This window comes from Chitinibacter sp. SCUT-21 (genome assembly GCA_041874755.1).
Lineage (GTDB): Bacteria > Pseudomonadota > Gammaproteobacteria > Burkholderiales > Chitinibacteraceae > Chitinibacter.
The window spans coordinates 2,701,773-2,727,111 of record CP102611.1; the positions used below are offsets into that span (position 1 = coordinate 2,701,773).

Annotated in this window: 15 protein-coding genes, 2 tRNA genes and 3 rRNA genes; 16 read left to right on the forward strand and 4 right to left on the reverse strand. The window is 51.4% G+C overall.

Annotated features, from left to right (window positions below; all coding sequences use genetic code 11):
* The first annotated feature begins 195 nt into the window (after positions 1 to 195).
* Positions 196 to 1,935 (forward strand): arginine--tRNA ligase, encoded by a 1,740-nt coding sequence (gene argS / locus NT239_12490; protein XGA70585.1) that lies wholly within the window; start codon positions 196 to 198, stop codon positions 1,933 to 1,935.
* A gap of 40 nt (positions 1,936 to 1,975) precedes the next feature.
* Here the strand turns inward: argS and NT239_12495 are convergent, their stop codons facing one another.
* Positions 1,976 to 2,500 (reverse strand): hypothetical protein, encoded by a 525-nt coding sequence (locus NT239_12495; GenBank protein ID XGA70586.1) that lies wholly within the window; start codon positions 2,498 to 2,500, stop codon positions 1,976 to 1,978.
* 1,293 nt (positions 2,501 to 3,793) lie between these two features.
* Here NT239_12495 and NT239_12500 point away from each other — a divergent pair.
* Complete coding sequence (locus NT239_12500) at positions 3,794 to 5,797, forward strand: methyl-accepting chemotaxis protein (GenBank protein ID XGA70587.1); 2,004 nt, start codon at positions 3,794 to 3,796, stop codon at positions 5,795 to 5,797.
* A 134-nt stretch (positions 5,798 to 5,931) separates the two neighbouring features.
* Entirely contained in the window at positions 5,932 to 6,582 is a 651-nt protein-coding gene (gene nth, locus NT239_12505; protein ID XGA70588.1) for an endonuclease III, read from the forward strand.
* A gap of 47 nt (positions 6,583 to 6,629) precedes the next feature.
* On the opposite strand, the gene NT239_12510 is transcribed toward nth, so the two are convergent.
* A complete protein-coding gene (locus tag NT239_12510) occupies positions 6,630 to 7,535 on the reverse strand; it encodes a flagellar brake protein (GenBank protein XGA70589.1) in 906 nt (301 codons plus the stop codon).
* Positions 7,536 to 7,673: 138 nt separating this feature from the next.
* On the opposite strand from NT239_12510, the gene NT239_12515 reads away from it, so the two are divergent.
* The 6 genes from NT239_12515 (at position 7,674) to rrf (ending at position 15,327) form a co-directional block, all read left to right on the forward strand.
* A complete protein-coding gene (locus NT239_12515) occupies positions 7,674 to 9,677 on the forward strand; it encodes a UvrD-helicase domain-containing protein (protein ID XGA70590.1) in 2,004 nt (667 codons plus the stop codon).
* Between the two features lie 289 nt (positions 9,678 to 9,966).
* Positions 9,967 to 11,500: ribosomal RNA gene (locus NT239_12520) — 16S ribosomal RNA — on the forward strand.
* A gap of 196 nt (positions 11,501 to 11,696) precedes the next feature.
* Positions 11,697 to 11,773: transfer RNA gene (locus tag NT239_12525), tRNA-Ile, on the forward strand.
* Between the two features lie 38 nt (positions 11,774 to 11,811).
* Positions 11,812 to 11,887 (forward strand) — tRNA-Ala (locus NT239_12530).
* A gap of 300 nt (positions 11,888 to 12,187) precedes the next feature.
* Positions 12,188 to 15,074: ribosomal RNA gene (locus NT239_12535) — 23S ribosomal RNA — on the forward strand.
* A gap of 139 nt (positions 15,075 to 15,213) precedes the next feature.
* Positions 15,214 to 15,327, forward strand: a 5S ribosomal RNA gene (rrf, locus tag NT239_12540).
* The 16S, 23S and 5S rRNA genes sit together here with 2 tRNA genes alongside, the layout of an rRNA operon.
* 120 nt (positions 15,328 to 15,447) lie before the next feature.
* Here rrf and NT239_12545 read toward each other — a convergent pair.
* Together NT239_12545 and NT239_12550 are read right to left on the reverse strand one after the other, a co-directional pair.
* Positions 15,448 to 17,199, reverse strand: coding sequence for an isomerizing glutamine--fructose-6-phosphate transaminase (locus NT239_12545; GenBank protein ID XGA70591.1), 1,752 nt, complete (start codon positions 17,197 to 17,199; stop codon positions 15,448 to 15,450).
* A 97-nt stretch (positions 17,200 to 17,296) separates the two neighbouring features.
* Positions 17,297 to 18,742, reverse strand: coding sequence for a DNA photolyase family protein (locus NT239_12550; protein ID XGA70592.1), 1,446 nt, complete (start codon positions 18,740 to 18,742; stop codon positions 17,297 to 17,299).
* 158 nt (positions 18,743 to 18,900) lie between these two features.
* On the opposite strand from NT239_12550, the gene NT239_12555 reads away from it, so the two are divergent.
* The 7 genes from NT239_12555 to NT239_12585 all read left to right on the forward strand — a co-directional run bounded on the left by NT239_12555 (position 18,901) and on the right by NT239_12585 (position 25,206).
* Positions 18,901 to 19,275 (forward strand): GntR family transcriptional regulator, encoded by a 375-nt coding sequence (locus NT239_12555; GenBank protein ID XGA70593.1) that lies wholly within the window; start codon positions 18,901 to 18,903, stop codon positions 19,273 to 19,275.
* 3 nt (positions 19,276 to 19,278) lie between these two features.
* Positions 19,279 to 20,160, forward strand: a complete 882-nt coding sequence (locus NT239_12560) for an ABC transporter ATP-binding protein (GenBank protein ID XGA70594.1) — start codon at positions 19,279 to 19,281, stop codon at positions 20,158 to 20,160.
* Entirely contained in the window at positions 20,157 to 21,515 is a 1,359-nt protein-coding gene (locus tag NT239_12565) for a hypothetical protein (GenBank protein ID XGA70595.1), read from the forward strand. The genes NT239_12560 and NT239_12565 overlap by 4 nt, the downstream gene beginning before the upstream one ends.
* A 142-nt stretch (positions 21,516 to 21,657) precedes the next feature.
* Positions 21,658 to 22,230: a YqgE/AlgH family protein gene (locus NT239_12570; GenBank protein XGA70596.1), complete on the forward strand. Its 573-nt coding sequence runs from the start codon at positions 21,658 to 21,660 to the stop codon at positions 22,228 to 22,230.
* Positions 22,231 to 22,393: 163 nt separating this feature from the next.
* A complete protein-coding gene (gene ruvX / locus NT239_12575; GenBank protein ID XGA70597.1) occupies positions 22,394 to 22,819 on the forward strand; it encodes a Holliday junction resolvase RuvX in 426 nt (141 codons plus the stop codon).
* An 84-nt stretch (positions 22,820 to 22,903) separates the two neighbouring features.
* A complete protein-coding gene (locus NT239_12580) occupies positions 22,904 to 23,917 on the forward strand; it encodes an aspartate carbamoyltransferase catalytic subunit (protein ID XGA72808.1) in 1,014 nt (337 codons plus the stop codon).
* A gap of 11 nt (positions 23,918 to 23,928) precedes the next feature.
* Complete coding sequence (locus NT239_12585; protein XGA70598.1) at positions 23,929 to 25,206, forward strand: dihydroorotase; 1,278 nt, start codon at positions 23,929 to 23,931, stop codon at positions 25,204 to 25,206.
* Positions 25,207 to 25,339: the final 133 nt, after the last annotated feature.

Consider the following 25,339-nt stretch of genomic DNA (forward strand, 5'->3'; position numbering starts at 1 on the left):
ACGCAGTGATGACACAAACCTTGCACAATCTGCGCATATCGGTTTGGCATATTTACTTTACAAAAGTTGAATGGCTTTATTTTGACTCGGTTTTTTGAGCTTAAGGCACAAGCAGGTACAATAGACCCTTTGGCTCGCCGCCGTGATTGATCCGGCCTTGTTCGAGCCCGCACAGATCCAGCTTTAGGCGCATTTATGACCCAAACCACTGCAAACTTAACGATTTCTCAACTTCTCGCGCAACGCGTTGAAGCCGCCTTGGCTGCCGCGGGCGCTGCTGGCGCACCAGCGGTGATTCAGCCGTCGGGCAAACCCGAATTTGGCGATTTTCAAGCCAATGGCGTGATGGGCGCCGCCAAAGCGGCCAAAACCAATCCGCGCGAGCTGGCGACCAAAGTCGTTGCTGCCCTGGATTTGGCTGGCATCGCCGACAAAGTTGAAATCGCCGGCCCCGGCTTTATCAATATTCACCTCGCGCCGTCTTTCCTCGCGCAGCGCCTTGAAGCCGCGCGTAACGACGACGCGCTCGGCATCAATAAACCCGCGCCGCAAAAGGTGATGGTTGAGTATTCATCGCCGAACTTGGCCAAAGAAATGCACGTAGGCCATTTGCGCTCAACGATTATCGGCGACGCGATTGCGCGTGTGCTGGCATTCGCCGGCCACGACGTTCAGCGTTGCAATCACGTTGGCGATTGGGGCACGCAGTTCGGCATGTTGGTTGCGTATCTGGTTGAAACGCGTCAGTCGGGCGACGCCGATTTGGAACTGGCCGATCTGGAAAATTTCTACCGCAAATCCAAAGTACGTTTTGACGAAGACGCCGCTTTTGCCGATACCGCGCGTAATTACGTGGTGAAACTGCAAGGTGGCGATCCAGAAGTGTTGGCACTGTGGAAGCAGTTTGTTGAAGTCTCAATGCATCATTGCCAAGCGGTTTACGACAAGCTCGGCGTCGGTCTTGATCTGGCCGCTGTACGCGGCGAGTCGGCGTACAACGACGACTTGCCCGTTGTCGTGTCGGATTTGAAAGCCGCAGGCCTGTTGGAAGAGAGCCAAGGCGCGCAAGTGGTGTTCCTGCCGGAATTCAAAAATCCGGAAGGCGAAGCGCAAGCGATGATTATCCAGAAAAAAGATGGTGGCTTCCTGTACGCGACGACTGACCTTGCCGCCGTGCGCTACCGTCACCGTACGCTGGACTTGAAACGTGTGGTGTACGTGGTTGACGCGCGCCAAAGCCTGCACTTCCAGCAATTGTTCACGCTGAGCCGCAAAGCCGGCTTCGCACCCGCCGACATGGCGCTGGAACACGTGGCGTTTGGCACGATGATGGGCGAAGACGGCAAACCGTTTAAAACCCGCTCTGGCGACACGGTGAAATTGGTTGAATTGCTCGACGAAGCTGTTGAACGTGCGTATGCGCTGGTAAGCCAGAAAAACCCTGATCTAGCTGAGGATACCCGTCGCAGTATTGCGCAGGCCGTTGGTATCGGCGCGGTGAAGTACGCCGATCTATCAAAAAACCGCACCAGCGATTACATCTTCAACTGGGACACGATGCTGGCCTTCGAAGGCAACACCGCGCCGTACCTGCAATACAGCTACACGCGCGTCGCCTCAGTCTTCCGCAAAGTCGGCGACTACAATGCGAACGCCGAGATCGTCATCAGCGAGCCAGCGGAAAAACAACTGGCGCTGCAATTGGCGCAGTTTGACGAAGTGATCGCTTTTGTGTCGGACACCTGCCAGCCGCACCAATTGTGCAGCTACTTGTTTGCCCTCGCGCAGCAATTCTCACGCTTCTACGAAGCATGCCCAATCTTGTCAGCCGAGGGCGCAGTGCGCGACAGCCGCTTGGCGATTGCGGCATTGACCGCACGGACGATGAAGGCGGGCTTGAGTTTGTTGGGTATTGCGGTGTTGGAAGAGATGTAATTGGATTGATTAATAAAAAAGCGACCGGAAGGTCGCTTTTTTATTTAAAGATAATGTTGCTTAGCTCGTCAATTTTTGCAGAATGCATGATGCTTTGCTCTTTTAGGGTTTCTAAATTGAACGCCATTAGCGTGTTCCAGTGTGAACCATCTTTGTGTCTTGGATACCTTAATATTTGATCTGTTGGATGTTGTTGGTCAGCTTGCTTGACAAGCGTTTCTAGATTTTCCTCAATAAAACCCGCGAATTTGTTTTCGAATGGGAGATCTACGTGGAAGAAGCTATCGGGGTATAGTTTTCTATACGTCCGAGCCAATGAGTTTATCGAGTGATTTAGTTTTTTGAATTCTTTGTCTTTTTTTATAATTGCGGCTTTGAGAAAAAGTTCGGTGCCAAGCCTTAGATTGAAAGCTGCAGTTGCTGCATGAGCATAATTGTATTTCTCTGGTTTTTTTTCTAAATCTTCGATGATTGCTATAGCTGCACTTAAATATGCTTTCGAAAATATAAGGTATTCCTGTTCTGGAGTGCCCTCAGTTCGGTACTCATAATTGCTAACCATCATTTCTTTTATTCGCAGTAATAGTATTAGCGATCCATTTTAGGCGTGGACTAACTTCAATGGCAATTTGATTCAGCCGTGTAGGGCGGGTTGGGTTTATCAACCCGCGCTGATCAACAACTTGGATTTATCGCCATGTTGGCTAGTTACGCCTGCGGCTAACCCGCCCTATGTTGGTTGATCTATTTTTTGCGCCGTTGGCGCGATGTTTTCACTGCGCGTTCCGCCGCGCTAACGGGAAGGGGTATTTGCTTCGCCAAATACCCCTTCACCCCAAAGGCGACCCCTCATCAAGTTTTGCTGCGCAAAATGCCCTCGCTGCGGACAATCGATTCGGCGGCTGCGGAACTCGGCCTGCGGCCTCAAACAGTCCTCGCCGAAACCCCGAACCGCTTGTTCCTCGCTCGGCTTGATGAAAGGGGAATTCAAAACCATCGCTCAACCATCGTTGTATATACGTGCCTATGTGTAGCTCTGTAGTCGTGTAGGGCGGGTTGGGTTTATCAACCCGCGCTGATCTGCAACTTGGATTTATCGCCATATTGGCGGGTTACGCCTGCGGCTAACCCGCCCTACGTTGGTTGATCGATTTTCTGCGCCGTTGGCGCGATGTTTTCACTGCGCGTTCCGCCTCGCTAACGGGAAGGGGTATTTGCTTCGCCAAATACCCCTTCACCCCAAAGGCGACCCCTCATCAAGTTTTGCTGCGCAAAATGCCCTCGCTGCGGACAATCGATTCGGCGGCTGCGGAACTCGGCCTGCGGCCTCAAACAGTCCTCGCCGAAACCCCGAACCGCTTGTTCCTCACTCGGCTTGATGACAGGGGGAAATGTGAAGAACGACGATTGTGGTATATACATGCCTTGGTATTTCCATAAAGGTTATTTATTGATTGGTTTTTGTAGATATACCCATACTGTTGATGAGAACGGAAAGCCCGTTTGAGCCGCGCCGCTTGAAAAAGTTATGGCGAGGTTTTAAGCCGCGATTTGTTTGAGCCACGCGACGTTAGCGCGTGGCGAGTTGAAGCGGCGCCTCGCCGTGGCTTTTTCAAGCGGGGTTTCGCGGCGATCGGGTGCGTTAGGGTTATCAGGGGCAAGGCAAGACTGCCCCTGATTCGTCCGGCGGGCGAAACCGCCGGTTTACCGCCTGCGCCAGCAGGCCATGCAATCGCAAAAAAACCGCCGCGCGATGCACAAACTAGCACCAAAAATTGCTGCATTGCCACAAATCCATCCTTTAATTTCAGCTAACTGACTTCTACACTGGTTGTATTGCCAATAGGAGTTCAGTCTGATGCGCGCTTTATTTCTTCCCGCCATTCAATTGCTGTCTCGCCTGCGCTTTGCCCATAAATTTATGCTAATTGCGCTGATTTTTGCGGTACCAACTTTTTATATGCTGAGCCGCTTAGTCATTGAGAATAATGAAAATTTGGCGATTATTGCAGCTGAAAAAGAAGGTTTGGCGATTACCGCGAAGGCGCGGGTGGTGATTGAAGAGGCGCAAAAACACCGTGGGCTAACCACATCCTTCTTGCAGGGGAAGACTGATTTTGCGCCGGCGATTGCCGAGTCGGAAAAAAAATTACAGCAGGCAGTGCAAGACTTGGATACTGTGTTGAGTGATACGTCACTCAAAGAAGTTGTCGCGGGTTGGGCTACGGCCAAACCAGCACTCGAAGCCGTTTTGGGGGCGTGGAAATCAGAAAAACCCGGCGATAATTTTGCCAAGCACACCGCGGTGATCGTGCAGCTAATGCAAATGATGTCGGATATTTCGCACTATTCAACGCTGGCGCTCGATCCCGAAAGTAATAGCTATTATTTGCAAGACACCTATTTCAGCCATTTACTCCCCTTGGAGGAGGCACTGGGTAAAGCGCGTGGCATTGGCGCGCGCTTGGCGACGGCGCAAACGGCAACGCATCAAGAGCAGTTGCAAATGGGCGCTTTGGCGGGAATGTTGGGTTATCAGGGGGAAATGGCGGCTCATAAATTGGCGCGTACCGATTTTAGTGATTTGCTCAATCAGGCCAAAGGTTTGGGAGCCGCGCTGCAAAGTGATCAGCAATATATTTTGACCACATTTTCAAGTGAAGCCGTTGCTGCCGACCCTAAGGTGCATTTTGCCCGCCTGACCGAGCGGATTGAGTCACTGAATCAATTCTCGGATTTGGTTTTTGCTGGTGTGGTGCAAACACTGGATGCACGGGAGGCTCGTTATGAGCGGGAACGTTTTATTGTATTGGGGCTCACGATTGTAACCTTGTTGCTGGCGAGCTATTTCTTTGTTGGGGCCTATCTGTCTATTCAGGGCGCGGTATCTCAGTTACGAGCCGAAAGCGAACAATTTGCGCAGGGTAATTTAAGCCGTGAAGTGAATTTATCGGTACACGATGAATTAGCTGATGTGGCTCATAGTTTTAATACCATGGGAACGAGTTTGCGCAGCCTAATTCAGCAAATTCGACAAAATGCGGACAAAGTGGCGAACTCTGCGCAGCAATTAACCCGCAATGCACAAGAGGTCGTTGCATCGTCACGTGAGCAAGCGAATGCCTCGGGCGCAATGGCGGCAGCAATCGAGCAAATGAGCGTGAGCATCGCCTCTGTATCCGAGCATGCGGCTTCGTCGGTGCAGCAAGCCAAAACGGCACAGACTGAAGTTGATCAAGGCCAGCAATTAATGCAAAGCGTGCTGCACGAAATAACCGAGCTATCGGGTAATTTGGAGCAGTTGGCTGGCACGGTGGACAGCATGAAAGGCCATTCAGTCGAAATTGGCCGTATTGTGCAGGTGATTAAAGAAATTGCCGAACAAACCAATTTGTTGGCGCTCAATGCCGCAATTGAAGCGGCGCGTGCTGGTGAGCAGGGGCGCGGTTTTGCCGTGGTCGCTGATGAGGTGCGTAAATTGGCCGAACGCACGGCGCTATCGACTGGTGAAATTACCCGCTTGGTTGATACTATTCGCCGCGATACCGATGCGGCTGCGCAAGGGATGGATTTAGCGCGTGAAGAAATGCAGCGCGGCAGCAGTCGCGTGAGCGAAGCTACTGGTTCTTTGGCGCATATTCGCGATAGTAGTTTGGCCGAGCTCAATGCCGCGGATGAAATTAATACCGCGATGTACGAGCAAAAAAATGCCAGCCACGCGGTGGCGCAAAACGTCGAGCAAATTGCGCGTATGGCCGAGCAAAATAATCACCATGCCGAGCAAAATGCGCAGCTATCCAACGATTTACAGCAAAGCGCCGCAGAATTGGATCGCTTAGTGGCGCAATTCAAATTGACTTGAGCTGCATGCGCCTTGCTTGATCGTCGCCCGCGGCCAAACCGCGGGTTTTTTCTGCCGCTTGTGCGCTGTTAAGTCTTGTTCTGGCCGCTACTTGCTGCCATATTCACGGCTTGCCTGTCTGATCTGCTGCCAGAATGAATAAACAAACCCGCCATACTTTTTATGCTCGTCTTGCCGAGTTAGACCCGAATCCGACGACTGAACTCAATTACACAACGCCGTTTGAATTGCTGACCGCCGTGCTGCTATCGGCGCAGGCGACCGATGTCGGTGTCAATAAAGCGACCAAAATTCTATTTCCGGTGGCCAATACCCCTGCGGGGATTCTGGCGCTAGGCCAAGAAGGGCTTGAGTCCTACATCAATACCATCGGTTTATATCGCAGCAAAGCCAAGCATCTGCTCGAAACCTGTCGCATTTTGATTGAGCAGCACGGCGGCGACGTGCCACGCGACCGAGAAAGCCTCGAGGCCTTGCCAGGTGTTGGCCGCAAAACGGCGAATGTGGTGCTCAATACCGCGTTTGGCGTGCCAACGATTGCGGTCGATACGCATATTTTCCGCCTTGGTAATCGCACGGGGCTGGCGCCGGGCAAGGATGTGCGCGCGGTGGAAGATAAATTGCTCAAGGTGACGCCGAAAGAATTCTTGCTGAACGCGCATCATTGGCTGATTTTGCACGGGCGTTATATCTGCAAAGCGCGCAAGCCGGAGTGCTGGCGCTGCGTGGTGAACGATGTGTGTGATTACCGTAGTAAAACGATGATGCCACCGCCTGGGCGTTAGGGTATTGCCCTTCGATCCATATTTGGATTTGCCTTAGTGGGAATGCCCTAGTGTTCGAGCAGCGAGTGATAAATAAAGTGCTCGAGTACCAGCCGCTCGGCAAGTGGGAGCTTGTCAAATTCAATCCCAAACTGCGCAGTGACCGCTGGTGGATCGATATGACAATTACGCACGGTAGCGGCGATTGTCATGGTGTGGTCGTCACCTGCGGCGGGTAGGCGTAGCGCGATCTGGATTTTTTGCTCCGCCTCCAATTGCAAATTGCCTCCCTCAAGCATGGCACCGCTCGCCGATAGGTTGGTGATTTTTGCGGGGGTAGTGTTTAGCTGCTCGCCGCTAATACTCACAATCAAATTGGTGTTCACGCGAAAACTATTGCGTAGTTGATGAATTTCGAGCTGCTCAGGCCAGCTTAAATGTAGATACGGAAAGGGGGTAAAACACACTTTGTTCACGATGCCGCGAAAACTGATTACGTCTTTGCCCGCGATCGTTTTAAGCTGCAACGTTTCACCCTCGCGAAACGGCAAAATCGCGCCCTGTTGATTCAATGTGCTAATCAAAACCCCCGTTTTTTCCAGCCAGCCAATTAATTTAACCGAAGCTTTGGGTTTGAGTGGGTCGCCCAAGGATTGTACGTGCAAGGTCGAATTTGGCGGCAGTTTAACTTGGGCAAAATGCCGTGCAGCTTTGGGCTGCTTTTTGGCTGGGGCGTAATTTAATGGCGTTTCTGCCTGTACCGCTGTGCGTGTTTGCGCACGCATTGAGCTATCGTGCCAAAGCGGGTTACGAAATAAACCCTGCTGGCCGATTAATTCCAGTTGCTTCCTATTTTGAATAGTCTGCCCAGCGCTGAGCAATAATAATCCTTGGCCATCGTAAATGGGGTAGGGGAGTGGCACGCCGATTTGCAAATCTTGTTTGCGCACCGGTGATAAGTTGGATTCTGTCATGATCAACTGTTAAGCCAAGGAATAGTTTAGGTTGTAATCTAATTCTTACTACGCGCCAAGTGTCAGCCGACCTGCGTTGCAGTTTGGTGACGTGATACCATTTGCGCCTTCTTGATCGTCACAAAGTTATTGCCACTGATGTTGCATCTACTGAACGCCCCCCAACGTGCCGCTGTGCAATATTTATCTGGCCCTTGCCTGGTCTTGGCTGGTGCTGGTTCAGGCAAAACGCGGGTGATTACGCAAAAAATTGCGTATCTGATCGAAACGGCGGGCATGGATGCGCGCAATATTGCGGCGATTACCTTTACTAATAAAGCCGCGCGCGAAATGTCGGAACGAGTGGCCACTTTGCTGCCACCCGAGCGTTTGCGCGGGCTAACGGTGTCGACCTTCCACAGCTTGGGAATGAAAATCCTGCGCGAAGAAGCGCCGCACTTGGGCTATAAACCCAAATTTTCGATTCTGGATTCGGCCGACGCGAGCAAGATTATTGCCGATCAATTGGTCACCACCGATAAGGCGCTAATCCGCCAAACGGTCAGTCATATCTCAATGCTGAAAAACGACCGAATTTCGCCCGATCAAGCGATGGCGATGGCCACGTCGGAAGGCGAGCTGCAACTGGCGAAGATTTACCGAGCTTATCAAGACACTTTGTACGCGTACCAAGCGGTTGACTTTGACGATTTGATTCGTCTGCCGGTCGATTTATTTGAAGACAACGAAGAAGTGCTGAAAAAATGGCGCCATAAACTGCGCTATTTATTGATCGACGAATACCAAGACACCAACACCACGCAATATCAATTGGTGAAGCTGTTGACCGACGTTACCGGCTATTTCACTGCGGTGGGGGACGACGACCAGAGTATTTATGCGTGGCGTGGCGCGAACGTTGAAAATTTGAATCTGCTGAAAACCGATTTTCCGAAGCTGGAAGTGATTAAACTCGAGCAAAACTATCGTTCTGTCGCACGCATCTTGCGCTGTGCCAACGCGGTGATCGGCAATAACCCGAAATTATTCGAGAAAAAACTGTGGTCGGATTTGGGAGAGGGCGATCTGATTAAGGTTGTCGAAACCAAGAGCGACGAAGATGAAGCTAAATGCGTCGCCGATCGCTTGCGCCAGCATATGTTACTCAATCGCACTTCGTATAAAGATTATGCGATTTTATATCGCGGCAATTTTCAGGCGCGGATTGTCGAGGCGCAGCTGCGCAACGACAAAATCCCGTATGTGATGGCAGCGGGTGAAAGCTTTTTTGATCGCGCTGAGATTAAAGACATCTTGGCCTATCTGCGTTTGATCGCCAACGAGAACGACGATCCGGCATTTATTCGCGCCGTCACCACGCCCAAACGCGGTATTGGCAATGTCACTTTGGAAAAGCTAGGGGCATATGCTGCTAGCCGGCATATTTCTTTATTTGCAGCGGTATACGAGGAGGGGTTTATTCATCAAGTCCAGCCCGCGCAAAATGAGATGCTGCATACCTTCTGTAATTTCATCGGCAAACTGCAATCACGCGCCGAACGCGAGCCTGCAGGCCAGCTCTTGCAAGAGTTGCTCGGCGCAATTGATTACGAAGCATGGCTCTACGACACCGAAGAGCAAAAACCAGCCGAGAATAAATGGAAAAGTATTCTGGACTTGGCCGGCTGGATTCATAAGAAGGGCGAAGAAGACGGCAAGAACCTGATCGAAATCGTGCAGACGATTGCGATTATCACGATGCTAGAAGGGCGCGACGAAGAAGAAGTCGACGCGGTGCGGCTATCGACTTTGCACGCCAGCAAAGGCTTGGAGTATCCGCATGTATTTTTGATTGGTTGCGAAGAAGAAATCTTACCGCACCAAAATTCAATCGAATCGGGCATGGTCGAAGAAGAACGTCGCTTAATGTATGTAGGTATTACGCGTGCACAGCGTAGCTTAACTATTACTTATTGTAGCAAGCGCCGACGTGCCGGCGAATGGCAAATTACGCGACCAAGCCGATTCTTGGATGAAATGTCACCGGGCGACGTGCATTTCACTGGGCGACTGTCGGAAAAGTATCAGCAATCGGCTGAAGTAAAAAAAGAGCACTCCGGAATGGCCGCCAGAATGCTCGAATTACTCGCCAAAAAATCATAGACTTATCACCTTTCTTCGCTTTTCTTTGTCGATAGGTGTTGACGGGTTTCAAGGCGGTGGGTATAGTTCGGCCTCTCTGCTGATGACGCAGCGAAACAAAACAAGTTTCACAGTGTCTCGCAACGATCTTTAACAAATTACAGCCGATGAGTGTGAGTGCTTGATTCGTAAGTCGAAACAAGTGCTTGCACTCAGATGATAGGAAATAAACAAGACGAACTTAATTGTTCATCTCGTTTCTTTCTTTGAGTATTGAAGTACAAGCCAAGTAGTAAAAATAGCAGAGATTAAACGAAAGAGTTTGATCCTGGCTCAGATTGAACGCTGGCGGCATGCTTTACACATGCAAGTCGAACGGCAGCACGGACTTCGGTCTGGTGGCGAGTGGCGAACGGGTGAGTAATACATCGGAACGTACCCAGTAATGGGGGATAACTATCCGAAAGGATAGCTAATACCGCATACGCCCTACGGGGGAAAGAGGGGGATCGCAAGACCTCTTGTTATTGGAGCGGCCGATGGCTGATTAGCTAGTTGGTGGGGTAAAGGCCTACCAAGGCAACGATCAGTAGCGGGTCTTAGAGGACGATCCGCCACACTGGAACTGAGACACGGTCCAGACTCCTACGGGAGGCAGCAGTGGGGAATCTTGGACAATGGGCGCAAGCCTGATCCAGCAATGCCGCGTGCGTGAAGAAGGCCTTCGGGTTGTAAAGCGCTTTTGTCAGGGAGCAAATCCTTGTGGCTAATACCCACCGGGGATGAGAGTACCTGAAGAATAAGGACCGGCTAACTACGTGCCAGCAGCCGCGGTAATACGTAGGGTCCAAGCGTTAATCGGAATTACTGGGCGTAAAGCGTGCGCAGGTGGTTTGTTAAGCACGATGTGAAATCCCCGAGCTCAACTTGGGAATTGCATTGTGAACTGGCTAACTAGAGTACGGCAGAGGGGGGTGGAATTCCACGTGTAGCAGTGAAATGCGTAGAGATGTGGAGGAACACCGATGGCGAAGGCAACCCCCTGGGCTGATACTGACACTCATGCACGAAAGCGTGGGGAGCAAACAGGATTAGATACCCTGGTAGTCCACGCCCTAAACGATGTCTACTAGTTGTTGGGCTTTTCGGAGCTTAGTAACGCAGCTAACGCGTGAAGTAGACCGCCTGGGGAGTACGGTCGCAAGACTAAAACTCAAAGGAATTGACGGGGGCCCGCACAAGCGGTGGATGATGTGGATTAATTCGATGCAACGCGAAAAACCTTACCTGGTCTTGACATGTACGGAATCCTTTAGAGATAGAGGAGTGCCTTCGGGAACCGTAACACAGGTGCTGCATGGCTGTCGTCAGCTCGTGTCGTGAGATGTTGGGTTAAGTCCCGCAACGAGCGCAACCCTTGCCACTAGTTGCTACCATTCAGTTGAGCACTTTAGTGGGACTGCCGGTGACAAACCGGAGGAAGGTGGGGATGACGTCAAGTCCTCATGGCCCTTATGACCAGGGCTTCACACGTCATACAATGGTCGGTACAGAGGGTCGCTAACCCGCGAGGGGGTGCCAATCTCACAAAACCGATCGTAGTCCGGATTGCACTCTGCAACTCGAGTGCATGAAGTCGGAATCGCTAGTAATCGCGGATCAGCATGTCGCGGTGAATACGTTCCCGGGCCTTGTACACACCGCCCGTCACACCATGGGAGTGGGTTTCACCAGAAGTAGGTAGGCTAACCGTAAGGAGGCCGCTTACCACGGTGGGATTCATGACTGGGGTGAAGTCGTAACAAGGTAGCCGTAGGGGAACCTGCGGCTGGATCACCTCCTTTCAAGAGAAAAGACCTTCGGGTCAAGTACTCACACTCATCGGCTGTAGAGTTTGAAGATACAGAGAAAGTAGCTGAGCAATGAAGCAATTCATTGCAGGGTTACGGACTTGGTTGGAAGCTGGGTCAGTAGCTCTGGCGGCGTAGATTATCTAAAAGTAATCGCGAAGTTAGAGATGATCTAGTGAAGACAAAAGCTGGGTCAGTAGCTCAGTCGGTTAGAGCACCGTCTTGATAAGGCGGGGGTCGCTGGTTCGATTCCAGCTTGACCCACCATTGATTCATCAGTGGAAACAGCTTTGTAATGCCAGATTGGGGGATTAGCTCAGTTGGGAGAGCACCTGCTTTGCAAGCAGGGGGTCGTCGGTTCGATCCCGTCATCCTCCACCAATCACAAGAGTTCAGAATTCAGTGAGCAAGCAGATTTATTCTGGTTTGTTTATTTTGTTCTGGTTTCTTAAATCAGAATGCCTTTGGCATCTGTATCGTTCTTTAACAAAATAGAAGAAGTAATATCTCCTAATTAAACAATGTGAGCATCAAGGCAACTTGGTGTGAACAGTAAATAAATTGGGTTGATTGTATCTCTGATCGAAAGATCAGCGTTGAATGACGTGAGAACTCATTCAACAAGTCGTAAATACCGATACTCTAAACCGATGATACGGTAAAACGTGTTTGAGGTTATAGGATCAAGCGAATAAGTGCATCTGGTGGATGCCTTGGCGATGATAGGCGACGAAGGACGTGATAGCCTGCGATAAGCGTGGGGGAGCTGGCAAAGTGCTTTGATCCCACGATTTCCGAATGGGGAAACCCGGCCCTTTTGGGTCACTCATCACTGAATACATAGGTGATGTAGAGCGAACGCGGTGAACTGAAACATCTAAGTAACCGCAGGAAAAGAAATCAACCGAGATTCCCAAAGTAGTGGCGAGCGAAATGGGAAGAGCCTGTACGTGATAACAGTCGTGTTAATAGAACGGAATGGAAAGTCCGGCCATAGTGGGTGATAGCCCCGTATATGAAAACACAATTGTGGTACTAAGCGTACGATAAGTAAGGCGGGACACGAGAAATCCTGTTTGAAGATGGGGGGACCATCCTCCAAGGCTAAATACTCATCATCGACCGATAGTGAACCAGTACCGTGAGGGAAAGGCGAAAAGAACCCCGGGAGGGGAGTGAAATAGAACCTGAAACCGGATGCATACAAACAGTGGGAGCAGACTTGTTCTGTGACTGCGTACCTTTTGTATAATGGGTCAGCGACTTACGTTCAGTAGCAAGCTTAACCAAATAGGGGAGGCGTAGGGAAACCGAGTCCGAATAGGGCGCATAGTTGCTGGGCGTAGACCCGAAACCAAGTGATCTAGCCATGGCCAGGATGAAGGTGCGGTAACACGCACTGGAGGTCCGAACCCACTGACGTTGCAAAGTCAGGGGATGAGCTGTGGCTAGGGGTGAAAGGCTAAACAAACTTGGAAATAGCTGGTTCTCCTCGAAAACTATTTAGGTAGTGCCTCATGTATCACTGACGGGGGTAAAGCACTGTTATGGCTAGGGGGTCATCGCGACTTACCAAACCATGGCAAACTCTGAATACCGTCAAGTGCGAGCATGGGAGACAGTCCTGGGGTGCTAACGTCCTGGGACAAGAGGGAAACAACCCAGACCGCCGTCTAAGGTCCCAAATGATCAATTAAGTGGAAAACGAGGTGGGAAGGCATAGACAGCCAGGATGTTGGCTTAGAAGCAGCCATCATTTAAAGAAAGCGTAATAGCTCACTGGTCGAGTCGTCCTGCGCGGAAGATGTAACGGGGCTCAAATTGATAACCGAAGACGCGGATATGTACGATGTACATATGGTAGAGGAGCGTTCTGTAAGCCTGTGAAGGTGTCTTGAGAAGGATGCTGGAGGTATCAGAAGTGCGAATGCTGACATGAGTAGCGATAAAGGGGGTGAAAAGCCCCCTCACCGAAAACCCCAGGTTTCCTGCGCAACGTTCATCGGCGCAGGGTGAGTCGGCCCCTAAGGCGAGGCAGAAATGCGTAGTCGATGGGAAACAGGTTAATATTCCTGTACTTGGTATTAGTGCGATGTGGGGACGGAGAAGGTTACCTCAGCCAACGGTTGGAAGAGTTGGTTTAAGCGTGTAGGTGTGTGGCTTAGGCAAATCCGGGCTGCTTTAACACTGAGGCGTGATGACGAGTCTACTTGTAGACGAAGTGAGCGATACCCTGCTTCCAAGAAAAGCCACTAAGCTTCAGCTAATATCGAACCGTACCGCAAACCGACACAGGTGGGTAGGATGAGAATTCTAAGGTGCTTGAGAGAACTCGGGAGAAGGAACTCGGCAAATTGACACCGTAACTTCGGGAGAAGGTGTGCCTCTAGTAGGTGAAGGTGTACAACTGGAGCCCAATGAGGCCGCAGAGAAATGAGGGCTGCGACTGTTTATCAAAAACACAGCACTGTGCTAACACGAAAGTGGATGTATACGGTGTGACGCCTGCCCGGTGCTGGAAGATTAAATGATGGGGTGCAAGCTCTTGATTGAAGTCCCAGTAAACGGCGGCCGTAACTATAACGGTCCTAAGGTAGCGAAATTCCTTGTCGGGTAAGTTCCGACCCGCACGAATGGCGTAACGATGGCCCTACTGTCTCCTCCCGAGACTCAGCGAAGTTGAAGTGTTTGTGAAGATGCAATCTCCCCGCTGCTAGACGGAAAGACCCCGTGAACCTTTACTGTAGCTTTGCATTGGACTTTGAAGTGGTTTGTGTAGGATAGGTGGGAGGCTTTGAAGCAGGAACGCCAGTTTCTGTGGAGCCGTCCTTGAAATACCACCCTGACCCCTTTGAGGTTCTAACCTAGGTCCGTTATCCGGATCGGGGACCGTGCATGGTAGGCAGTTTGACTGGGGCGGTCTCCTCCCAAATTGTAACGGAGGAGCTCGAAGGTCGCCTAGGTACGGTCGGACATCGTACTGATAGTGTAATGGCAAAAGGCGGCTTAACTGCGAGACCGACAAGTCGAGCAGGTGCGAAAGCAGGACATAGTGATCCGGTGGTTCTGAATGGAAGGGCCATCGCTCAACGGATAAAAGGTACTCCGGGGATAACAGGCTGATTCCGCCCAAGAGTTCACATCGACGGCGGAGTTTGGCACCTCGATGTCGGCTCATCACATCCTGGGGCTGTAGCCGGTCCCAAGGGTATGGCTGTTCGCCATTTAAAGTGGTACGTGAGCTGGGTTCAAAACGTCGTGAGACAGTTTGGTCCCTATCTGCAGTGGGCGTTGGAAGTTTGAGGGGGGCTGCTCCTAGTACGAGAGGACCGGAGTGGACTGACCTCTGGTGTACCGGTTGTCACGCCAGTGGCATTGCCGGGTAGCTAAGTCGGGAATAGATAAGCGCTGAAAGCATCTAAGCGCGAAACTAGCCTCAAGATGAGACTTCCCTAGGTCTTTAAGACCTCTAAAGGATCGTTCGAGACCAGGACGTTGATAGGTCGGGTGTGGAAGCGTAGTAATACGTTAAGCTAACCGATACTAATTGCCCGTGAGGCTTGATCCTATAACCTGAGACGCGTTGATATGACGTGATACAGTTGACCCAAAAAGACTGTTTAAGACAGAGAATAAAGATTACTTCTTCTATTGATTTCGAGTGATTGCAAACCCAATGGGGTAAGCAGTTAACTCACCCAGTTTTGTCTGGTGACCATAGCGAGGTGGTCCCACTCCTTCCCATCCCGAACAGGACAGTGAAACGCCTCAGCGCCGATGATAGTGCGGATTGCCCGTGTGAAAGTAGGTCATTGCCAGACTACCCAATAGAAAGCCCAGCTCAACCGAGCTGGGCTTTTTGCTTTGCGCTGGAAAGAAATAGATACCTGTCTTGGTATGGCTCTGTGAGCTTTATTCCTCAGGGAATCTAGTGGTATACCTCATTCGACTGTTGCGAATGTTTTGCTCAGATTGCGAGGTGTGTCAATGCTATTGCCGCGTAGTGTTGCGCTGTAATAGGCGAGTAGCTGTAGCGCAATGATAAAGGTAATGGGGGCTAAATGAGTTAATCCCCCTGGCATCCGGATTACATTGAATCGCTCCGCATTAGCGAGCAGCCCATCCGATAAGACGAATAACTCACCCTTATTGGCGCGAATTTCCTGCAAATTGCTAAGCATACGCTCTGCATGTTGGTTCCAAGGTAGGCAGGCGATAACAGAGAGTTGCGGATTAACGAGCGTAATCGGGCCGTGTTTGAGTTCCCCTGCCGCAAAGGCGCTGGCATATTGGTAGGCAACCTCTTTAAATTTAAACGCGCCTTCAAGGGCAACGGGATACATCGCGTTGCGGCCAATGACAAACAGATGCTCTTTGGCATGTAATTCACCAGCCCAGCGGCGTAGCTCTTTGCTGTGCGCTAGGACTTGCTGCACTTTGCTGCCTATTTGCGCCATTTCATTTTGGCATTCGTGTACACGCTCAGCGCTGATGTATTGCCGCGTTTGGCCTATTTTTAATGCCAAATTGAACAAGAGTAATAATTGTGCGGTAAATGATTTGGTAGAGCTAACTGATAATTCTGCGCCGCTATGAGTAAGTAAGGTAAAGTCACTCAATTTGCTTAAAGAGCTTTGGCTGGTGTTACAGATGGCGAGGCAGTGTGGATGCCCTGCCGCTTGGGCGTGACGGACTGATTCGACGGTGTCGGCGGTTTCACCTGATTGTGATAGTGCAATCAATAGCTCTTTGTTATCTGGGTGAACATCCCGATAACGGTATTCACTGGCGATGTCGACTATGGTTTTCAATCCCGCCAAAGTTTCAAACCAATACGCTGCGGTCATCGCCGCGTGATAACTAGAGCCGCTGGCGACGAGGGTAATGCTGGTAAACCCAGCCAGTTTGGCGCTAAGTGGTGTTGGCATCCATGGTTCTGACAGGTAGTGCTGAGCAAGCGATGCTAGTAAGCTGGCCTGGCTTTCAATTTCCTCTAGCATGTGATGCGGCAGGTTTTTGTTTTGCTGTTGTTGCAGAACGAGTGTTTCGGGCGTTTGGCGATAATGGCAGCGAGCGGGTGCATGTAGGCCAAAGCGGATAATTTCGCCTGGTTGTAGTGCATAGCTTGGATTGGCTACGTGCTGAATGAGCCGAGCATGTGTTGAGCAAATCTGGCGCAAGCCTGCTTCTAGGCCAAGATATAGCGGTTTGCCCCAGTGTACCGCATAGCCATGTTGTAATTCTTTTAGATCCTGACAAATAAGCGCCATCTCACCCATCAGATATTTGCCCATTTGCGCAAGGGCATCGCTCAGCGGCAAGCCCTGTTGCAGTAGTGGATAGAGCAAATGCGCAAGTAGTACATTGAGTGTGCAATGCGCCTCAAGCTGATATTCACGTGCTAGCTCCTGATGATTTTGGCAGTGTCCAATGGCGCAAATGGCCAAACGATGCTGAAAAATCAGTGGTGATATTTCGCCTTGCGGGCTGCTCGCTGCCAGCGCCCAGCGCGTTGAATCTAAAAAATCCAGCGCTTGAACGGGGCTTTCGAGGACAAATTGGCGCACTTGGAAATCAGGGGCTTGCCCTGAGGCCAGAGCAATGTGGTTGTCATTTGTGCCTAATACCGAAAAGGCAGAATGCAGTGCAGGAACTACGTTTTGTGGGGCGATTAGTGCAATGAGGTCAGGCATGGGCTGAAGTCCGGTAGCGAGAAAGTGCTTACCGTTCATCTTAGGCCATTTCAATTTTGCTTGACGCTGAAATGGCCTAAGTCCATCAAATTACAACTTATTTTTTGACCGCAGCAAATAAGGCTAGCGCAGCCTCACGTTGTTCTGCGTGATTCACAATCGGTGGGAAGTAATCCGTTTCTTGCAGGAAATTCGCCGATCTGCGCGTACTGGCTTTGGCTTCCCACGGAGCGTGGATTGCCTCATTGGGTAAGTCAGCCAACTCGGGGCAATAGCGACGGATAAATTTGCCTTGCGGGTCGAACTTCTCCGATTGCGACACCGGGTTAAAAATGCGGAAGTAGGGTTGCGCATCGCAGCCGGTTGACGCCGCCCATTGCCAGCCGCCGTTGTTCGCCGCCAAGTCAAAATCGAGCAAATGCTCAGCGAAAAATTTTTCGCCCCAGCGCCAATCGATCAGCAGGTCTTTCACCAAGAAGCTCGCAGTCACCATGCGTAGGCGATTGTGCATATAGCCCGTTTGCGTCAACTGGCGCATTGCCGCGTCAACCAGTGGATAGCCCGTTTCGCCGCGGCACCACGCGTCGAATAATTCGAGGTGATTCGGGAAGGGCAAATTGTCGTATTCGGGTTTGAATGTGTGTTCAACCACATCGGGTCTGTGCCACAAAATTTGCTGATAAAACTCGCGCCAGATCAGCTCAGATAGCCACGTTTCAGCACCCGCACCACCGTGATTAAACGCATAACTCACTAGCTCACGAATCGACACCGTGCCAAAACGCAAATGCGCCGATAAATACGACACGCCTTTTACGGCGGGGAAATCGCGCGCTTCTTTGTAATCGTCGATGCGGTTTTTAAAGTCTTCGAATAATTTCTCGCCACCACTCATGCCGAGCGGTATTTTCAGCTCGGCCAAATTGGTTTTGGCAAAGCCCAGCTCTTTGAGTGATGGGAAATACTGCGCCTTCATCGGTAGCAGCTTGTGAATAAATTTATTCACCGCCCACGATTTCATCGCCTTCGGATTGAGTTTATTCAACCACGCGCGCTTGTACGGCGAGAATACGCTGTACATCGTGCCCGATTGCGTCAGCACTTCGTCTTGCTCAAAAATCACTTGATCTTTATAGGTATTGAAGTAGCGGCCTTGTATTTTGAGTGCTTCAGCCACATACCCATCACGCTTGATGGCTGCTGGTTCGTAATCGCGGTTGCAATACACGGCTGACGCATTGTATTGCTCGGCCAGTGCCAGAATTTCAACGAGCGGGTCGCCATGACGAATGACGATGTCGCTATTGTATTGGCGCAGCGCAGTTTTAATGTCTTTCAGCGCTTCCCAAATAAATTCAACGCGGCGATCTTGCTTGGGCAGCCCCGCCAAAATCGTCGTATCAAACACAAAAGCCAGCACCACCTGATCGGCATTTTTTAGCGCGGTATACAGCGCAGCGTTATCAAAGATGCGCAAATCACGGCGTAGCCAAACGATGGCGGTGGTTTTGGTGGCGCTTGAATCGCTCGCAGTCGTGCTCATGGTGATCTCTTCTTTACTCACAATACTCAATGGTAGTGCATTGTACGCGAATGCCAGCCTTGCTTTATGCTGCCTTGCGATATGCCATGGCGATAAATGGCTTGACTGTATATGTGTATTAATAAAATAATACACATATACAGTTGCGGAGCACAGCGATGTTCGTGCTAAACCCCCATTTACCGACGCCAATTTATCGGCAAATCCAAGATCAGGTGCGACGCCTGATCGCTGGTGGCCAGCTTGCGCCCGGCGATGCGCTGCCATCGGTACGCGAAATCGCCGAATCGCAAGCGGTGAATCCGATGACGATATCCAAAGCCTATAGCCTGCTTGAAGCCGAAGGGCTGCTGGTGCGCCAGCGTGGCAAGCCGATGACCGTCGCAGCGCCATCCGAGCGCAGCGTTAGCCCGCAGCAGCAGCTCGCGCCGCTGCTCAACGATTTAATTATCGCCGCCCGCCAGCTCGGGCTTTCCGATTCAGACCTGCAAGCCGCGCTCAATGCCGCGCTGCAAAAACCAGATCAGGAGTAAAACATGAGTGTTAGCGATTCATTTCTAGTCGCCCGTGATGTCGAGCTGGGCACTGTGCATTGCAAAGGCCAAAGCTTCGCCATCGAGCCGGGGCAGGTGATTGGTTTGGTCGGTAAAAATGGCGCGGGCAAAACGACTTTGCTCGATGGTTTACTCGGCTACACCTTTTTGGCAAGCGGTGAGGTCAAGGTGTTTGGCCACACCCCCACCGATCTGCCGCCAGAGGTGTGCAGCCAAATTGGTTTTGTCGCCCAAGTCGACGATTTAATGCCGTGGCTCACCGGTGGTGAAATGCTGGCGGCGACCAAGCTGTTTCATACGAACTGGAACGCCGAGTTGGTCGAGCGCCTCGTTAAAAATTGGCAAGTGCCAACGTGGCAAAAAATCAGCGAGATGTCGGTGGGCGAGCGGCAAAAGCTCGCGCTGATTGCCGCGATGGCGCACGAGCCGAAATTACTGGTACTCGACGAGCCCGCCGCCAGCCTTGATCCGGTCGCGCGCCGCGCATTAATCGAAGAAATCATCGCCATTGTCGCCGACGGCGAGCGCTCGGTGCTGCTATCTAGCCATATTTTCAGCGACATCGAGCGCGTTGCTAGCCATGTGTGGCTACTGGAAAACGGCCGTTTCAGCTATCGCGGTGAATTGGATGATTTAAAAGAATCCATCGTGCGCCTGCATTTAACTCGCCCTCTCAATATTACCGGCTCACTCGCGGTTACGACCAGCCGCGTTGTGCGTACACACCTGAGCGCCGAGCGTGAAACATGGATTATCCGCGGCTGGAACGATGCGCTCGCAGCCGAATGCGCCGCTGCGATCACTTCTCCGTATCAAGTTGAATCCTTGGGTTTGGAAGACGCTTTTGTGGAGATTTCACAATGAGTTTGGTGCTTGATGTGTTTACTCAATGGCGAGACCCTGCGATCCGGACGCAGCGGGACTGGCTATTTACTTTATTCTGGGGGCGCACTAGCAATCAGCGCATGATTTGGCCTTTGGCTTATATGCTATTGCTGTGTTGGATGTGGATTTTCCCAGTTAATTTTGTACTGGCGATGTATTTGCCATTGGCTTTTCTCGCATTTGCTCCAAGCATGAATACCGCAATGCTGCTGTGTGCTCTGGAGCGCTGGCGAGTACGCAAACCATATTGCGCAGTGATGATTGCTCAGGCTTTGCTGCTCAATGGTTTGGTATGGGGCTTGATCGGTTTGATGTTCTGGTATCGCACATCCAGCCCAACGGTATTACTGGTCATGGGGTTTGCATGGTTGCTCGGGCAATTCATGGCATTTGCTATGCCTCAAGCTTTTGCTAAACGTAGTTTTACGCCAGTACAAGGCCAAACTTGGCAGGTGCAACTGGTGTTTACAGTTATGTTTATTCCGCTGTTGGGCTTAACTCTAGCTCCGCAGTATGAGTTTTGGATCGGGGTAGCTTTGTTGCTTTGTTCTATGGGTTTGATCGTCGCTCTGTTGGTGCATATACAGCGCTTTGGACAACCACGTTCAATTCAGGGTATCCATATGAGCAAGGATACTAAGCGCACCATTTCGCCTGTGAAATCGCCGTTGTTGTTCAGAGTTGAAATGAATTTGGGCTTTGCTTTGGACGCCAAAGGCTGGAGAAAATTGTTTAATAGCTTAATTTTGACGCCTTACGGCATGATTTTGGCGTATCAACATTTCTTGCCAATTCAGGGGGTAAATCAATGGGGGGCAGGGGCTATTTTTGCCATGCAAATGGGGGCATGTCTGGTGTATTTTTCAGGGCGCCGCCAATGGTCGAATGCATGGTTAAGGCGCAGCAATAGTCGCAGCCAACTTTGGTTGCAGGATGAGCAGCTTTTTCTTGCCGGCCTTGTTCTGATTGCCGGATTAAATTGTGGATTATTGCTGCTGTTGGGGATGGATGGCCTCACGCAAATCGTTAACGCCGCACTATTATTTGTCGTTGGTATGTCTTTGCTGCGCTATGTGGTGCAGAGCTTCCCTTTGTTGAATTTGTATGGGCTAAATGCCAATGGGCGCAGCGATATGCAAGGTGTTGGCTTAGCTTTTATTTTACTAATGCCTATTTGGATGGTTGTCGCTTGGATTTGGGGGAAGGGCGTGCAAGATCAAATTGAGATAATGATCTTCTGCTTGGCTACGCCGATTCCATTCTTTGCGTATTTTTCGTATCGCTATGCGCTGAAAATTGATTTGGGGGCGATGCGTCGAGCAAAGCTGAATTAACTTGATGGGTATATGCCATTGGGTGTTATCCATATTGGGTTATGAAGATATACCCATGACTTAATCTGAGGCTTTGCGCCAACGCTGTTTGTGCTGCGTGTTGGCGCAGCGACTTTGCAAAAGCTATGCGATAATCACGGCTATGGAAAATACCGCTGAAATGAATCTCGCGCGTCACTTTCTGGTGGCGATGCCTAATCTGACCGACCCGATTTTTGCGCGTTCGCTGATTTTGATTTGCGAGCACACCGCGGCTGGGGCGATGGGGGTGATTTTGAATCGCCCGCTGGGTATGAATGTGCAAACGCTGTTCGAGCAAATCGAGCTGGAATTGCATCGCCCTGACGTCGCCGATTTACCAGTGCATTTTGGCGGGCCGGTGCAAACCGATCGCGGTTTTATTTTGCACTCGCCGCTCGGTAGTTGGCAGGCATCGCTGGCGGTGACCGATGTATTGGGCTTGACCACGTCGCGCGATATTCTAAACGCCGTTGGCGAAGGCGCGGGCCCTGAGCAGATGTTTGTTGCGCTGGGTTTTGCCGGCTGGGAAGCGGGGCAGTTGGAAAAAGAAATCGCCGAAAATTCTTGGCTGACGGTGCCGATGGAAGATATGAAAATCCTGTTTGAAGTGCCGTCGGATGAGCGATATGAGGCGGCGCTGGCACTGCTGGGGATTGATGTGGCGATGTTATCTAAAGACGCAGGCCACGCATGAAATTGGCGCGCTTTGCTACTGCGCCAGCGCTAGACTTTGTCGTGCGCTGCTCGACCTCCTCATGGACATTAGTCCATTGCGGGCTCTGCGCTGCTACTTCGCGTCTAGCACTGGCTCGCTACGCAAATCGCCTCCAATTTCTATACCTTCAGGCATCGTACGCATGAGCACAATACTGGGTTTTGATTTTGGCGAGGTGCGCATCGGCGTGTCTATGGGCTCGACCGAATTGGGGATTGCGCATCCGCTCGAAACGATTGCGTTTGAAGAGAACGATAAAAAGTTCGCGCGCATCGAGGCCTTAATTAAGGAATGGCAGCCCAGCGCGCTGGTCGTTGGTCTGCCCGCGCATTTGAATGGCGAAGAACATGAAATGAGCCGCCTAGCGCGTAAATTTGCCAACCGCCTGAAGGGGCGGTTTGGTTTGGCGGTGAGCTTGGTCGACGAGCGCTTATCCAGCGCCGGTGCGACTCAGGCTTTGAATGAAATTGGCTTGCGCGGTCGCAAGCAAAAACCAGCGCTCGATCAAGTGGCGGCGATGCAGATTTTGCAATCGTACTTTGATGGCGTTGGGGTAATCACTGAATAAAGGGTATTGCGCTGTAGGCTAATTCAGATTTGTGCTGCAGGGTGATACTGGTAGGGAGTAATCAAGGCGACTTGATTGTTCCAAATGAATTTTGATCGTTTTGATCGCCGTGAAGTACTTTGCCGCGAGGATGCTATGTATAACCCGCAATTAAATGCCCAAGGTGAGTTGATTCACCTGTTGACGACCGAAGGCCTGCCGCGCCGAATTTTGCACCAGATTTTAGATAAAGCCGCTGAATTTGTTTCGGGCGGCGAGTTGGTGAATCAAAAATTTGCCGATCTGGCAGGTACGTCGGTGTTCAACCTGTTTTTTGAAAACTCAACGCGCACGCGTACGACGTTTGAAATCGCGGCTAAGCGTTTGTCGGCTGATGTGTCGAGCTTGAATATTCAAGCGTCCAGCACTGCCAAGGGCGAAACGCTGCTCGACACGGTACACAATCTGGAAGCGATGGGCGCGAACTTGTTCGTCGTGCGTCATTCGGAATCAGGCGCGGCGCATTTGATCGCCAAGCACGTGAAGCCGGGCGTTGCGGTGGTGAATGCTGGTGACGGCCGCCACGCGCATCCGACGCAAGCGATGCTCGATATGTTCACGATTCGCCATTACAAAGGCGATTTCACCAATCTGCGCGTCGCCATCGTCGGCGACGTGTTGCACAGCCGCGTGGCGCGCTCGCAAATTCACGCGCTGTCGACTTTGGGTTGCCCTGATATTCGCGTGATCGCACCAAAAACTTTGCTGCCAACGGGCGTCGAGAATCTGGGCGTGCATGTGTACCACGATATGGCAGAAGGCCTAAAAGACGTGGATGTCGTTGCGATGTTGCGCTTGCAAAACGAGCGCATGGCCGGCGCTTACCTGCCAAGTACGCAAGAATTCTTTAAATACTACGGCCTGACGCCAGAAAAACTCGCGCTGGCTAAGCCCGACGCGATTGTGATGCACCCAGGCCCGATGAATCGTGGCGTTGAAATTGATTCTGCGGTGGCCGATGGCGATCAGGCGGTGATCTTGCCGCAGGTGACTTTTGGTATCGCGGTCCGCATGGCGGTATTGAGCATTGTTGCTGCCAATCAGAAAGGCTTGCTCTAAGGAAACCAGACATGACGAAGAATATTCATATCAAAAATGGTCTGTTGGTGGACCCGATTGCAGGTACTGAATCACAGGGTGATTTATTTCTGGCCGATGGCAAAATTGCCGGCGTGAATACCGCACCAGCTGGTTTTGTTGCCGACGAAGTCATCGACGCGAGCGGCTTGGTCGTTGCGCCAGGCTTGGTCGATTTCGCCGCGCGTTTGCGCGAGCCAGGTCAAGAATACAAGGCCACTTTGGCGTCTGAAATGGCGGCGGCAGTCGCTGGCGGCGTGACCAGCGTTGTGTGCACGCCTGATACTGACCCAGTCCTCGACGAAGTCGGTTTGGTCACGATGCTGCGCCAGCGCAGTAAACAACTCGATCTGGCACGTGTATACCCAGTCGGCGCGCTGACCCGCGGGCTAAAAGGGCAAGAAATTACCGAAATGGCGCAATTGCACGAAGCCGGTTGCGTCGCGTTCTCGCAAGGCGACGTGCCTATTGCCGATCTGCAAGTGCTGTACCGCGCGATGCTGTACGCGGCGAACTATGGTTTCGAGCTGCGTTTGCGTCCTGAAGAAGCATCCTTGGTGAACGACGGTGTCGCCCACGACGGCCCATACGCTTCGCGCCTTGGTTTGACTGGTATTCCGGTGATTGCCGAAACGATCGCGATCGCGCAAATCACGCAGCTAATGCGCGCTACCGGTTGCAAGGTGCACTTGGCACGCGTGTCGAGCGCGGCGGGACTGGAGCTGATTCGCGCGGCCAAACGCGAAGGTTTGAAGTTGACCTGCGATGTGAGCATTAACCACATTCATTTGGTTGATCTGGATATCGGCTTCTTTGACAGCCAATACCGCTTCGATCCACCGCTGCGCTCAGTCGCTGACCGCGATGCGATTGTGGCGGCGCTCAACGACGGCACGATTGATATGATTTGCTCGGATCACGCGCCGGTGGACGACGACGGTAAATTGCTGCCATTTGCGCAAGCGGAGCGCGGCGCGACGGGTCTGGAATTGTTGTTGCCATTAACACTGGCTTGGGCGCGCGCCAATAAAGTGAGTTTGCCGCAAGCCTTGGCCAAAATCAGCGCCACGCCAGCCAAAGCGCTGGGTTTTGACGCTGGTTTAGCTGTCGGCAATCGCGCCGATTTGCTGCTGTTTAATCCAGAAGCGAGCTGGTATGTGATTCCAGAAAAACTGAAATCACAAGGCAAAAATACGCCATTTGTTGGTCACGAAATGATCGGTAAAGTGGCGCATACCATCGTGAAAGGCAAGGTCGTTTATTCGGCTTAGGCCATAATCGAATGCAGTAAATAGGGCGACTGAGGTCGCCCTATTTTTTTGTCTGCGTGATAGCTTGAATAATGCTGAGGGTATATTGACGAATGCTTATTAAAAACAGCTTTTGGAGCGAATACCTCTGAAT